The 13,487-nt window shown below is 63.7% G+C and carries 12 protein-coding genes; 7 read left to right on the plus strand and 5 right to left on the minus strand.

From position 1 onward, the window contains the following. The first annotated feature begins 107 nt into the window (after nt 1-107). The gene (locus O3297_RS25295) at nt 108-1,544 is read left to right on the plus strand and encodes a hypothetical protein (protein ID WP_305050694.1); all 1,437 of its coding nucleotides are present in this window, start codon (nt 108-110) and stop codon (nt 1,542-1,544) included. Here O3297_RS25295 and O3297_RS25300 read toward each other — a convergent pair. After that, nucleotides 1,481-2,101, minus strand: a complete 621-nt coding sequence (locus tag O3297_RS25300; RefSeq protein ID WP_257219329.1) for a LysE family translocator — start codon at nt 2,099-2,101, stop codon at nt 1,481-1,483. The genes O3297_RS25295 and O3297_RS25300 overlap by 64 nt on opposite strands. Before the next feature lie 153 nt (nt 2,102-2,254). Between O3297_RS25300 and O3297_RS25305 the strand changes: the two genes are divergently transcribed. The 4 genes from O3297_RS25305 (at nt 2,255) to O3297_RS25320 (ending at nt 4,823) form a co-directional block, all read left to right on the plus strand. Beyond that, on the plus strand, nt 2,255-2,737 hold the full coding sequence (locus tag O3297_RS25305; RefSeq protein ID WP_034752896.1) for an Lrp/AsnC family transcriptional regulator: 483 nt from the start codon (nt 2,255-2,257) through the stop codon (nt 2,735-2,737). 78 nt (nt 2,738-2,815) lie between these two features. Then, nucleotides 2,816-3,772 (plus strand): prolyl aminopeptidase, encoded by a 957-nt coding sequence (gene pip / locus O3297_RS25310; protein WP_305050697.1) that lies wholly within the window; start codon nt 2,816-2,818, stop codon nt 3,770-3,772. Nucleotides 3,773-3,884: 112 nt separating this feature from the next. Continuing rightward, nucleotides 3,885-4,325, plus strand: a complete 441-nt coding sequence (locus O3297_RS25315; protein ID WP_034783716.1) for a DUF2721 domain-containing protein — start codon at nt 3,885-3,887, stop codon at nt 4,323-4,325. A gap of 42 nt (nt 4,326-4,367) precedes the next feature. After that, entirely contained in the window at nt 4,368-4,823 is a 456-nt protein-coding gene (locus O3297_RS25320) for a hypothetical protein (protein WP_034752899.1), read from the plus strand. 127 nt (nt 4,824-4,950) lie between these two features. Here the strand turns inward: O3297_RS25320 and O3297_RS25325 are convergent, their stop codons facing one another. Continuing rightward, entirely contained in the window at nt 4,951-5,532 is a 582-nt protein-coding gene (locus O3297_RS25325; RefSeq protein ID WP_249153662.1) for an SRPBCC family protein, read from the minus strand. A gap of 161 nt (nt 5,533-5,693) precedes the next feature. Here O3297_RS25325 and O3297_RS25330 point away from each other — a divergent pair, with 161 nt between their 5' ends. Continuing rightward, a complete protein-coding gene (locus O3297_RS25330; protein ID WP_305050698.1) occupies nt 5,694-7,739 on the plus strand; it encodes an NADPH-dependent 2,4-dienoyl-CoA reductase in 2,046 nt (681 codons plus the stop codon). Between the two features lie 78 nt (nt 7,740-7,817). Here O3297_RS25330 and ybaL read toward each other — a convergent pair whose 3' ends face one another. The 3 genes from ybaL to O3297_RS25345 all read right to left on the minus strand — a co-directional run bounded on the left by ybaL (nt 7,818) and on the right by O3297_RS25345 (nt 12,487). After that, nucleotides 7,818-9,527, minus strand: a complete 1,710-nt coding sequence (gene ybaL / locus O3297_RS25335; protein WP_070258417.1) for a YbaL family putative K(+) efflux transporter — start codon at nt 9,525-9,527, stop codon at nt 7,818-7,820. Nucleotides 9,528-9,735: 208 nt separating this feature from the next. Beyond that, nucleotides 9,736-10,857, minus strand: coding sequence for a beta-ketoacyl-ACP synthase III (locus O3297_RS25340; RefSeq protein ID WP_305050700.1), 1,122 nt, complete (start codon nt 10,855-10,857; stop codon nt 9,736-9,738). A 187-nt stretch (nt 10,858-11,044) separates the two neighbouring features. Next, nucleotides 11,045-12,487: a S41 family peptidase gene (locus O3297_RS25345; RefSeq protein ID WP_070279980.1), complete on the minus strand. Its 1,443-nt coding sequence runs from the start codon at nt 12,485-12,487 to the stop codon at nt 11,045-11,047. Between the two features lie 324 nt (nt 12,488-12,811). On the opposite strand from O3297_RS25345, the gene O3297_RS25350 reads away from it, so the two are divergent. Next, the gene (locus O3297_RS25350) at nt 12,812-13,405 is read left to right on the plus strand and encodes a hypothetical protein (protein ID WP_034783707.1); all 594 of its coding nucleotides are present in this window, start codon (nt 12,812-12,814) and stop codon (nt 13,403-13,405) included. Nucleotides 13,406-13,487 lie beyond the last annotated feature (82 nt).

The following is a 13,487-nucleotide window of genomic DNA, read 5'->3' on the forward strand; positions in this document are numbered from 1 at the left end:
GGTCAAACAAAAAGACAGCTGCGGCTGTCTTTTTTTATGCTTGCCAGCAAAACAAGGTGATCGCCGGATTTGCCTTAGAATCAGCATTTCTCCACTGCACCATTTCCATGCCCCTCCTTCCTGTCTTGCGCCGCGCCAGCGTGGCCGTCATTCTTTTCCTGGGCGCCGGCGCGGCCCAGGCCAGCGTCGCGTTCCATGTCACGGTGACTACCGAGCGCGTCAACAAGCCCGGCGTGAAAACCAGCCTGCCCGCGCGCGATACGCAGGAAAGCGATGTCGTGCTGGGGCCCCATTACCTGAGCGTGCGTGATGGCACGCGCTTGTCCGTGCTCGATTTTGCCGCGCGCCGCCGCCACCTGATTGATATGGCGGCGTCCACCTACGACACGTATTCGCTGTTCGACGTGGCGGGATTTCGCGTCTTCGAACTGCGCCACCGGCAAGGGATCGTCGGCATATTGAAGGCGGGCGGCCTTGAGCAGCACGCAACGTTGCCCGTGTATGAGGAACAGGCTTTGTCGGTGCTGGACAACAAGCGGCGCAACGCGCTGGCGCCGCAAGTGCTCGACGGCGCCGTGCTGTGGTCGCTCGACGGGCAGCCCCTGCTGCGCCTGGCGATAGCCGGCAGCCCCGTCAGCGGCGACGATGCCACGGCGTTTGCCCAGTACCTGCGCTACACCTGGGGCGGCCATCCGCTGGTGCTGAAGATGCTGGCCGACGGCAAGCGCATTCCCGCCGAATTTACCATGCACTACCAGGAGGTGGGTGGCAGCGTGACGCGCCACTTCCGCGTCAGCGCCATGACGGCGGGTGCGCCCGCCACGTATACCCTGGCCGCCTACCGGCCACGCCCGCTGGCGGCCGATGCGCCCCCGCTCGAGCGCGTGCTGGCGCAGGCGGCGCTGTTGCCGCCGCTGAGTCCGCAGGCACATCCCGCGCTGCGCGCCGAGGCCGAGCGCCTGTTTGCGGCAGAAAAACCCTTCGAGGCATTTTTGACCATGCTGGAAGACCATTTTTCCTCGGGCGCCCTGGTCGACAAGCTGTCGCCACAGCAGGTGCTGGCCATGCAGGAGTGCCAGCCCATCCACGACTTGACACGCGCACTGCTGGCCAAGGACCAGGAAGGCATCAAGGCAGCATTGACGACGGTGCAGGAATCAAGGACGCAAACGGGGCTGGAGCAGCCCGTGCTGGCCTTGTTCGAGGGGAATTTGCGCGCCAAGCTGGGGCAATGGCCGGAAGCGACCGCGCTGTATCTGCAAGTGCTGCAGGCCAAGCCGCAGATGGCGGCCGTGTACCAGGATCTGGGAGATGCCCTCTTGGCGCAATTCGATGCGCCGAATGCCTGGCGCAGCTGGGATGCGGGCCGGGCCATGGCGCCCACGCTGCGGCAATTTCGCAAGGTCAACGAGCTGGAGCGCAGCCTGCTGAACGATTACCCCGCCTTTTTTGCCGGCGTGGCGCCGCTTCCGCTGAAAAGTCAGCCCAGCACCAGCCGCCCGGCCAGCAAGACGAAGACGGTGGGCAGCACGAACTTGCCGTAAGGCGAAGGTTTACCGCGCAGGCGGCGCGCCAGGCGCGCGGCCAGCACGGCGTACAGGGCGTCGAACAGCAGGCCGACCAGCACCAGGACGGCGCCCAGGCGCAGGTATTGCATGCCGACCTGCTCGCTGCCGGCGACGAACTGCGGCAGGAACATGCTGCAAAACAGCAGTGCCTTCGGATTGAGCAGATTCGTCAGGAAGCCGCGCACCAGGCTGGCGCGGGCGCCATGCGCCGTGGCGGGCGCGGCCGCTTCCTGCGCCGTTTGGCTCGACAGGGCCGACTGCAGCAGGCGCAGCGCCAGGTACAGCAGGTAGGCGGCGCCCGCCCATTTGACCCATTGCAAGGCTTGCGGATGCGTCACCATCAATGCCGCCAGGCCCGCGCCCGATAGCGCCACGTGGACGGCGCGCGCGCCGGCGATACCGAGGGCCGTCACCAGCGCCGTGGCCACGCCGCGCGCGGCGCCCGTCGCCAGCACCAGCGCCATGTCGGGGCCCGGTAATAAAAAGGCGCCAGCCAGTGCCAGCAGGTACATCAGGAAGGTAGAATCGGACATGGGCCAGTCGAAAAGAAAAGCGGGAGCATGCGCACGGTGCAGCCTGCTCGCCGGATCCCATTATGTTCTTGCTGTGATGAAATGTGCTTGCTTTTCCTGCCCTGCATGCCCTAGTATTAGGGTAGATTCCACTCCTATAAAAACAAAAAATAGATGAAAATTTCAGAAGTTAGCCTCGACGCCACTGATTTGCAGATACTCAGGCTGTTGCAGGATGAAGGACGGCTGTCGAATGCGCGCCTGGCCGAGCGCTTGAAGCTCAGCGAAACCCCCGTCTGGCGCCGTCTGCGCCGCCTGGAAGAGGAAGGTTTTATTACCGGCTACCAGGCTTTGCTCAACCGCAAGAAGCTGGGCATCGGCCTGGTCGCATTCGTCCGGGTCGTGTTTGCCAACCATGGCGGCGAGCAGCCGTCGCAGTTCGAGCAAGCCATCGCGACGATTCCCGAGATATTGTCGTGCCACAATGTGGCGGGCGAAGCCGATTATTTCCTGCAAGTGGTGGCGCGCGACCTGGAAGCGTACGGCGAATTCGTCTCGACCGTGTTGCGCCGCCTGCCTGGCGTGGCGGAAATCCAGTCCAGCCTGTCGATGCGCGAAATCAAGTCGTCGAACCGCCTGCCCTTGCTGCTGGCCTGAGGCGCCGGGGGCGCACTATAATTGGAACAGTTGCCAGGACTCGTGCCTGGCGCCCTGACCGCCACTCCGAGGACCGCCATGCCCGATTCCCTGTCTCCCCTGTTTCCCGTCCTGTCGCCGAACCGGCACGGCATGCTGGCGGTCGATGACATCCACACCATTTATTGGGAAGAGTGCGGCAACCCCGACGGCATTCCCGTGCTGTTCCTGCATGGCGGGCCCGGCGCGGGCCTGTCGCCGCAGCACCGCCGCTTCTTCGATCCGCAGCGCTACCGCGTGATCCTGTTCGACCAGCGCGGCGCGGGCAAGTCCACGCCGCTGGGCGAATGGCGCAACAACACGACGCAGCTGCTGATCGCCGATATCGAACGCCTGCGCGCCCAGTTCGGCATCGGCCAATGGCTGGTGTTTGGCGGCTCCTGGGGCTCGACCCTGGCGCTGGCGTATGGCCAGGCGCATCCGGAGGCTTGCCTCGGTTTCGTGCTGCGTGGCATTTTCCTGTGCACGCAGGCGGAAATCGACTGGTTCATCGACGGCGTGCGCTGGTTCTATCCGGAACTGTACGAGGAATTCGCCGCGCCCATCCCGGCAGAGGAACGGGGCGACTTGCTGGCCGCCTACGTGAAACGCATCCTCAGCAGCGATCCCGCCGTGTACTGGCCGGCCGCGCGCGCCTGGAGCCGCTTCGAAGGGCGCCGCGTGTACCTGATGCCGCAACCGGAAGATGCGCCGAACGATGCGCTGGACCTGGGCGTGGGCCGGCTCGAATCGCATTACATGGCCAACCTCGGTTTCTTCGAGGAAGACCAGCTGATCCGTAACATCGGGCGCATCGCGCATTTGCCAGCAGTCATCGTGCAAGGGCGCTACGACGCCATCTGCCCGCCGCTGTCGGCCTACCGTTTGCAGCAAGCCTGGCCCGGCGCACAGCTGGAAATGATCCCGGACGCGGGCCATGGCGCGCTCGAGCACGGTATCGCTTCGGCGCTGGTGCGAGCCACCGAGCGCTTCGTGCCGGGGCGCGGCTTCGCATGACGTTCAACCACGCCGGTTGGCAAAGCGGCCAGCCGGCGTGCGCCACCTGCTACACTATGGCCTGTGCTGGCGCCACGGTCGGGCGCCGGTGTGAACCCACGACTTTTTATACATGAACATACAGATCGGCGACATCGGCCATATCATCCAGCTGGCGATTGCGCCGGTTTTCCTGTTGACCGGTATCGGTACCATGCTGGTGGTGCTGACCAACCGCCTGGGCCGCATCATCGACCGCACGCGCGTGCTGGAAGACCGGCTCGACATCGGCTACAACGATTTCTATATGGATGAGCTAGATACCTTGTATCGGCGTACCCATCTGATCAACTATTCGATTTCGCTGAGCACGGCGTGCGGTTTCTTCGTCTGCGTCATCATCGCCATGCTGTTTTTGGGCGATATTCTGAACCTGACCCTGGACAAATACATCGCGGCCTTCTTTGTGCTGGCCGTGATTTGCCTGATCGGCTGTTTTATTTATTTACTGCGCGAAATTTATCTGGCCGCGACGGCCCAGCGCATCCGGCGCCATATCCGCCCGCCCCGTTAAGCGGCGCGCCGGTTTACCCTACTATTGAAGAACGAGTCCAGCATGCACGATTACAAACGTCCCCCCACCCTGCACCGCTACGGCCAGCGCAGCGAACTCGAGCTGGCGCTGAGCCTGGGCCAGTTCCGCCTGGCGCCAGCGGGCAATTGTCTGACCCTGAGCTTTTCGCAAGTGTGGGACAAACAATTGTTCGATCTGTTCGCCCCGGCCGACGCCTGTTTGATCATCCACAATACGGAAGAATTCGGCGAACGCCTGCACCGCGCCGTGCAGCGCACCCTGCCCAGCTGGGCAGGCATCGATGGCCTGGTCGAATACGGCCAGCGCGCCGCCCTGGGCGCCGCCTTCACCAAGACGCGCGCCGAGGCGCCCGAGCAGGAATGGTTGTTCGCCTGGCGCTCGATGCAGCCGCAAGCGAGCCTGAACCCTGTCACGGTAAAACTGGGCAGCCTGGAAAATTTCGCGGAAATCCGCGACCGCGATACCTATTTGGCCTGATTTTTTAACACCGGATGAAACCGTAGCGAGCGGATGGGAGTTGTAGCTGAGCAGCGGAGCTGTGCTTTAGCACAGTGAGCAGCGGAGGCTGCAAATCGCGACGCGCAGTAGGTTTTTTCCGGTGTCGTTATCCGGATTTATCGGCGTACTGGCTGTCGATGCGGGTGAGTACGGCCGCCATCATGCGCTCGATATCGCCGCGTATCATGGTCGTGCCCAGCATGCCGGGCACGTAGAAGCCCGGCATCAGCCGGCTGGAAAAGACGATGCGCGTGCCGCCCGTCTCGGGGATGGGATACAGATTCCAGCGCGATTCGTAATGCCGCATGTCGCCCGAGATCAGGGCGATATCGATGGCCGTGAACGGCGTTTCCGTGGCCCGCACCACCAGGTGGATGGGGTGGTTCATGAACAGGAAGCGCGCCATGCCCTGCTGCTCGATGATGACTTCATTGCCGTTGCGCGACAGCACGCGGCAGGAGCTGAGGTCGGGCACGAATTCATGCATGCGCTCGTACGTGGTCAGGGTCTTCCAGACGGAGGCCGGCGGCGCCTGCACGCTGCCGCTGGCATCGACTTCATACATGCGCTGCCCGTCGACCTCGATGCGCTTGACGTCGACCTTCAGCCTGTCCAGGCGTGTCGCCTGTGCCAGCGCGGTCGCGGGGACGGCGCACAGCATCAGCAGGCAAAGGAAGAGTCGCGTCATGTCACCTAGCCTACGGGAAACTTGCCCCCGGCACAAGCTGTACGCATCGCCGGCCAGTGCGCCGGGCGATTTAGAACTCCTGGTCTAGAGAAATACGCTGCGGCGAGCGGCAATGCTTGCTACCGTACGGCCTGCATACCACCTCTACCGGACCGATCACCATGACTGCCTATCCCCACCTGCTGGCCCCGCTCGACCTGGGTTTTACCTCTTTGCGCAACCGCGTCATCATGGGGTCCATGCACACGGGTCTGGAAGACCGCTTTTACCATTATGGCAAGCTGGCCGCGTTTTACCGCGAACGGGCGCGCGGTGGCGTGGGGCTGATCGTCACGGGCGGCATCTCGCCGAACCGCCAGGGCTGGCTGCTGCCGTTCGGCGGCACGCTCAATTTCCTCGGCGACGTGCCGAATCACCGCAAGGTGACGCGCGCCGTGCACGAGGAGGGCGGCAAGATCGTCATGCAGATCCTGCATGCGGGCCGCTATGGCTATCAGCCGTTCGTCGTCTCGGCGTCGGCGAAGAAATCGCCGATCTCGCCATTCCGGCCCCGTCCCCTGAGCGAACGGGGCATCGAACGCACCATCTGCGACTACGTGCGCTGCGCGCGCCTGGCGCAAAAGGCGGGCTATGACGGCATCGAAGTGATGGGCAGCGAGGGCTACCTGTTGAACCAGTTCCTGTGCGCGCGCACGAATCTGCGCCAGGACCGCTGGGGCGGCACGATCGAGAACCGCATGCGCCTGCCCGTGGACATCGTGCGCCGCATCCGCGCCGCCGTCGGCCCCAACTTCATCATCATGTACCGTCACTCGCTGCTCGACCTGGTCGAGGGCGGCAATACCTGGGACGACGTGGTGACGGTGGCCAAGGCCCTGGAGCACGCCGGCGTGACCATTTTGAATACGGGCTTCGGCTGGCATGAGGCAAGAGTCCCCACCATCGTCACCTCCGTGCCGCGCGCCGCCTTCGCTTCCGTGGCGGGCCGGCTGCGCCGCGAAGTCAATATCCCCGTGGTGGCGTCGAACCGCATCAACATGCCGCACGAAGCCAACGCCATCCTGGAACGCGGCGACTGCGACCTGGTGTCGATGGCGCGCCCCTTCCTGGCCGACCCCGATTTTGTCGCCAAGGCCGCTTCCGGCCGCGCCGACGAAATCAACACCTGCATCGGCTGCAACCAGGCGTGTCTCGACCATACGTTTGCCAACAAGCGCGCCAGTTGCCTGGTCAACCCGCGCGCCTGCCATGAAACGGAACTCGTCTACGCGAAAAAGGCCGTGCCGCGCCGGGTGGCCGTCGTCGGCGCCGGGCCGGCCGGCCTGTCCGCCGCCTGCGTGGCGGCCGAATGCGGGCACGAGGTGAGCCTGTTCGACAGCAGCGACAGCGTGGGCGGCCAGTTCAAGGTGGCCATGCAGATACCTGGCAAGGAAGAATTTACGGAAACCATCCGTTATTTTGCACGCCGGCTGGCGCTGCTGGAAGTCAAGCTGCGCCTGGGCCAGCGCGTGACGCGCGAGCAATTGCTGGCGGGCGGCTACGACGACGTCATCGTCGCCACCGGCATCAAGGTGCGCCTGCCGGCCATTCCCGGCATCGACCATCCGAAGGTGCTGTCGTATCTGGATGTGCTGCAGAGCAAGAAGCCCGTGGGCGCGCGCGTGGCCATCATCGGCGCGGGCGGCATCGGCTTCGACGTGGGTGAATACCTGCTGCACGACCCGGCGCATCCGCTGCCCCAGCCTGTGGCCACCTGGGCGGGCGAGTGGGGCGTGGACCTGGATGCGGCCACCGGCGGCGGCCTGGTGCCGCCTGCGGCGCCGCATCCCGTGCGGCAGATCTTCCTGTTGCAGCGCAAGACCTCGAAAGTGGGGGCGGGACTGGGCAAGACGTCGGGCTGGGTGCACCGCGCGGCACTGGCGAGAAACGGCGTGGCCATGCTGGCCGGCGTGAGCTACGACAAGATCGACGAGCAAGGCTTGCACATCACCGTGGGCGGCGAGCAGCGCCTGCTGGCGGTGGACAACGTGGTCATCTGCGCGGGCCAGGACAGCTTGACGGAACTCATGCCGCCCGTCGACAAGGATGGCAAGCCACTGGCGGCGGGCGGCCCCCGTTTCCATAAGATCGGCGGCGCCGCGCTGGCGGCCGAACTCGACGCCAAGCGGGCGATACGGGAAGGCGCGGAGCTGGCCGCCAGTTTATAACCCGGAAAAAACTGGGGTCGGACCCTGAGGGTCCGACCCCGGCATTTGCATGGGCTAGAGGTTCGGTATCAAAGAACCTTAATGGCCATGCCCCTTCTTCGCCGCATCAAAACTCTGCAGCACGTGCTCGGCCATGCCATTCGCCAGCTCGTGCTCGCCAATAAACACCTTGCCCGCGTTTTCCGCGCGCAGCAATTCCGCCTCTTCCTCGCTGTGCGTGCGCACCACCGTCATGATGGAGGGGTTCAGCGCGCGCGCCGTCTCGATCATGGCGCGCACGTGGAAGGTATCGGGCGTGGCGATGACGAGCATGGTGGCGTGCGTGATGTGCGCCTGGATCAGCACGGCCGGTTCGCCCGCATTGCCGGCCACGGCCGGGATGCCCTGCTTGCGCAGCTGGTCGACGATTTCGCGGTTTTCCTCGGCCACGACGAAGTGGATGCCCCGTTCCATCAGGGCGGCGGCGATGCGCCGGCCCACGCGGCCATAGCCGACCAGGACGATCTGGCCCGACAGTTTTTCCTGCGGCACCGTCATCGGCAGCTCGGCCAGCGGGTCGGTGGTGCGTTCGAACTTGCGCGCGAAATCGCTGTTGCTCATCACGCGCAGCAGCGGCTTGGCCATGCTGAACACGAGCGGATTCAAGGCGATCGACAGGATGGCGCCGGCCAGGATCAGGCTTTGGCCTTCTTGCGGCATCAGGCCCAGCGACAGGCCCAGGGCGGCCAGGATGAACGAGAACTCGCCGATCTGCGCCAGGCTGGCCGAGACGATGATGGCCGTTTTTGGCGGATAGCGCAGCGCCATCACGAGCAGGAAGGCGGCGATCGACTTGCCGAAGATAATGATGGCGCACACGGCCAGCACTTGCAGGGGCTTCTCGATGAGGATGTTCGGCTCGAACAGCATGCCGACGGAAACGAAGAACAGCACGGCAAACGCGTCGCGCAGGGGCAGCGATTCTTCCGCGGCGCGGTGGCTGAGTTCGGATTCGCGCAGCACCATGCCGGCGAAGAAGGCGCCCAGCGCGAACGACACGCCGAACAGCTTGGTCGATGCATAGGCGATGCCGACGGCGGCGGCGATCACGCACAGGGTGAACAGCTCGCGCGAACCGGTGCGCGCCACCTGCCACAAAATCCACGGGAACAGCTTGCGGCCGACCACCAGCATGAAGACGATGAAGCCGGCCACTTGCCCCAGGGTAATGGCCAGGGTTTGCCACAGGCTGACAGCCTCGGCATCCGGCGCGACCTTGCCGCCCAGCACGCCGGCAAACGCCGGCAGCAGCACGAGCACCAGCACGGTGACGAGGTCTTCCACCACCAGCCAGCCGACGGCGATGCGGCCATTCAGGGAATCGAGGATGCCCCGTTCTTCCAGCGCGCGCAGCAGCACCACGGTACTGGCCACGGACAGGGCCAAGCCGAAGATCAGCCCGCCACCGAGGGTCCAGCCCCACCAGTGGGCCAGTCCCATGCCCATCGCCGTGGCGACGCCGATCTGCAGGATGGCGCCAGGCAGCGCGATCTTGCGCACGTCCCACAAATCTTCGATGGAAAAGTGCAGGCCGACACCGAACATCATCAGCATCACCCCGATTTCCGCCAATTGTCCGGCTATTTCCGCATCCGCCACAAAACCGGGCGTGGCCGGTCCGATGATGATGCCGGCGGCCAAGTAGCCGACCAGGGCCGGCAGTTTCAGGCGCGCGGCGATGAAGCCGAAGATGAGGCCGAACCCGAGGGCGGCGGCGATGGTGGTGATCAGGCTGATGTCATGGGGCATGCGTGTGGGGTTCCTTATGGGACGTGCGGATGGAAAAAGATGTTGCTCAGCGACCAAGTATAAACGCATCAAAGCCCCTGCCGGAAGGTTCCTGCGGCTTTATTGCAAAAAACCTGTGCACTATCTTCGTCCAGGTGGCCACGAACGCATGTCATCCACCCGGATCTTCTCCCAATTCAAGGATTCCACCCTATGCCACCCCGTGTCTTTACACCTTGCGCACGATCACGCAGCCGATGGAATAACCGGCGCCGAACGAGCAGATGACGCCCGTGGCGCCCGCCGCCATATCATCCTGATACTTATGGAAGGCGATGATGGAGCCGGCCGACGAGGTGTTGGCGTAGGTGTCGAGGATCACGGGCGCTTCGTTCGCTTCCGCGTCGCGGCCCAGGATCAGGCGCGCGATCAGCAAGTTCATGTTCAGGTTAGCCTGGTGCAGCCAGTAGCGGCTCACTTGCGCCACTTCCACGCCGGCCTTGGCCAGGGTCGCCTTGATCATTTCGGCGGCCATCGGGCACACTTCCTTGAAGACCTTGCGGCCTTGCTGGCGGAACAGTTTATCGGCCTGGCCCACGCCGGACTCGTCAAAACGGTTGAGGAAGCCGAAATTATTGCGGATGGCGTTAGAGAAGCGCGTTTTGAGTTCCGTGCCGATGATCTCGAACTGGTGCTTGGACACGGCCGTGTCCTTGGCTTCCACGATGATGGCGGTGCAGGCGTCGCCAAAAATAAAATGGCTGTCGCGGTCGCGCCAGTTCAGGTGGCCGCTGGTGATTTCGGGATTCAACACCAGCACGGCGCGCGCCTGGCCGCTTTGCACGGCGGCCACGGCTTGCTGGATGCCGAAGGTGGCGGACGAGCACGCCACGTTCATGTCAAAACCATAACCGTCGATGCCCAGCGCATCCTGCACTTCCACGGCCATGGCCGGGTAGGCGCGCTGCATATTGCTGCAAGCCACCAGTACCATGTCGATATTGGCTGGCGTGCGGCCCGCGCGCGCCAAGGCGTCGCGCGCGGCGGCAACCGCCATTTCCGCTTGCAGGGACAGTTCGTCATCGCCCCGTTCCGCGATGCGCGAGACCATGCGCGCCGGGTCGAGGATGCCTTCCTTTTCCATCACGAAGCGCGACTTGATGCCGGACGCCTTTTCGATGAAGGCCACGCTCGACAGGTCCAGCGCCGTCACTGTGCCCGCAGCGATCGCGTCGGCGTTGTCGGCATTGAACTTTTCAGCGTAGGCATTGAAGCAGGTGACCAGCTCTTCGTTGGAGATCGAAAATGGCGGCGTGTACAGTCCGGTACCGCTGATGACGACTTGTTTCATGGTTAAGCTTTCAAATTTGGCAATCGGCGCGATGCCGATAAGTGAAGCAAATTTTACACAAACGGGCTCGACTGTAGAGAGTTTCGTGTTGCGGGGCAGGGCGATGTGTGGCGGAAGATTGATTTTTGTCGCATGGACGGGTGACCGGGGGGCATTGCGCCCCCCGCTGTGATGCTGGCGCTGCTGCTTACTTCTTCTGTTCTTTCTTGACGTCGGCCTGCACCACCACCGGTTCGGCCTTGGCCAGCTGCACCGGCAGACCCTTCAGGTGGTTCAGCGCCTGGTGCAATTGAAAATCGTCCTTGCTGCCAAATTCCAGCGGTTTGCGGGTCTTTTCCAGGGCGATGATGCGCAATTGCTCTTCCATCTCGTCGTTAACGGGCGCGGCCTTGGCGCTTTCTTGGTCGCGGTCGTTGCTCAGGTGCTTGGTCAGGTCCGCTTCGCGGATGCGCAAGCCGTTGAGGCCATCGCCGTCCGCATTTTCATCGACCAGCAGGTCGGGCACGATGCCCTTGGCCTGGATCGAGCGGCCGTTCGGCGTGTAGTAGCGGGCCGTCGTCAGCTTGACGGCCGTGTCGGCTGTCAGCTGGCGGATGGTTTGCACGGAACCCTTGCCGAAGGTTTGCGTGCCGATGATGGTGGCACGCTTGTAATCCTGCAGGGCGCCGGCGACGATTTCCGAGGCCGAGGCCGACCCCGTGTTGACGAGCACCACCAGCGGCACTTTTTTGATGGCGGCCGGCAATTTCGCCAGGGCATCGCCTTCCGAACGGAAGGTATAGTATTCGGCGCGGCCGTAGAACACCTGTTTCGAATCCGGCAACTGGCCATTCGTCGAGACGATGGCCGCGTCCTTCGGCAGGAAGGCGGCCGAGACGCCGATGGCGCCCTGCAGCACGCCGCCCGGATCGTTGCGCAGGTCCAGCACCATGCCCTTGATGTTCGGGTCTTGCTGGTATAACGCAGTAATTTGCGCGGCCATGTCGTCGACGGTCGGTTCCTGGAATTGCGACACGCGCAACCAGGCGTAGCCGGGCTCGACGATCTTCGCCTTCACGCTCTTTTGGTGGATTTCCTCGCGCGTGATGGTGAAGGCCAGCGGCTGCGGTTCATCCTTGCGGGCAATCGTCAGCGACACCTTGGTGCCCGGTTCGCCGCGCATGCGCTTGACGTTGTCGTCCAGGCTGACGCCTTTCACGGGCTGGCCATCGAGGCGGGTGATCAGATCGCCAGCCTTGATGCCGGCGCGGTAGGCGGGAGAATCTTCGATGGGCGAGACGATCTTGATGTAGCCGTCTTCGCTGAGGCCGATTTCAATGCCCAGGCCGACGAACTTGCCTTCGGAGCCTTCGCGCAGCTCGGCGTAGGCTTTCTTGTCCAGGTAGGCGGAATGGGGGTCGAGCGAGGCGACCATGCCGGAAATGGCGTCTTCCAGCAGTTTCTTGTCTTCCACCGGCTCGACGTAATCGGACTTGATCAGGCCAAATACGTCGGCCAGCTGGCGCAGCTCTTCCAGCGGCAGGGGCGGCTCGACGGTTTTTTGCGCCATGGCGGAAAATTGCAGCGACACGGCGACGCCGGCCACCACGCCCAGGCCGATCAAGCCGGTATTTTTGAGTTTGCCCATCATTGCACCTTTGCAGCTAGCGTGTCTTGCACAAGCGCCAGTCCCCGTGGAGCGGCGCTTTCCTGAAAGTATAGACCTGAATCTCTGCCGGCGTGGGCCGGCCGTGGAAAAAGCATGCCTGGGCCCAGTCTACGCGCGAAAACGGGGCTGTCAGCTTGCCATATGTTGCGGTTTTGTATGCGATGTATAGTTACTCTTGAGGGGAGTAAGCATTTGTAAGAGTCGAAAAAAAGCGTGTGCGGCGGCCCTATAGTGGACTCGCATTCTCGACCCGAAGTGGTTTTGCCTGCGTCTGCGGACGCAGGCTTTTTTTTATCCGGAGCCCCCATGACCTCGTTGACCTTTTCCCCCGCCGTGCGCCGTCTCGGCCTGGCCTTGCTGCTGGGTACCACCGCCTTGACCGCCTCGGCCGTGCCGATTGCCGAGATGCGCCTGGAAGACTTGTTGCCGATGGCGCCCGATTTCAAGACGGAATTGAAGCTCAATGCGAATCAAACCACCTTGTGGCAGCAGGTGGAAGGGAAATCGCGCCAGCTGTTGCGCGAACGCAAGGCGCGCCGCGAACGCCTGCAAGCGGGCGTGACGCAGGGTTTGCAGGCGCCTAGGCTGGAGTTGCGCGACTTGCTCGCCGGCCTGGACACGGAAAGCACGCAGAGCCTGGCCGAAGAAAAGCAGCTGCGCGAATGGTGGCTGAGCGTCAACGATGCCCTCGACGAAAACCAGCGCCAGATGGTGGCCCAGTTCATCGCCGGCCAGATGGCGCGCGTGATGGACGCCGCCGCGCCCCGCAGCGAATCGCGCGGCGCGCCCGGTGGCGAGCATGGCGGGCGCAAGGGCGGCAAGGGGGGAATGGGCGGCATGGGAGGCGCGGGCGTGAGCATGGGCAGCGGGGGCGCGGGCATGACGCTGCCCGGCAACTGAGGGTAAGCAGGGGGCAGGCGCGGAGGGCAACCACGGGGCAAGGATGGTCAAAAGGCATGCTTGCGTGCTACATTCCTGCAGC

Origin of the sequence: Janthinobacterium sp. SUN128 (assembly GCF_030587275.1) — a bacterium.
Classification (GTDB): domain Bacteria; phylum Pseudomonadota; class Gammaproteobacteria; order Burkholderiales; family Burkholderiaceae_D; genus Janthinobacterium; species Janthinobacterium lividum.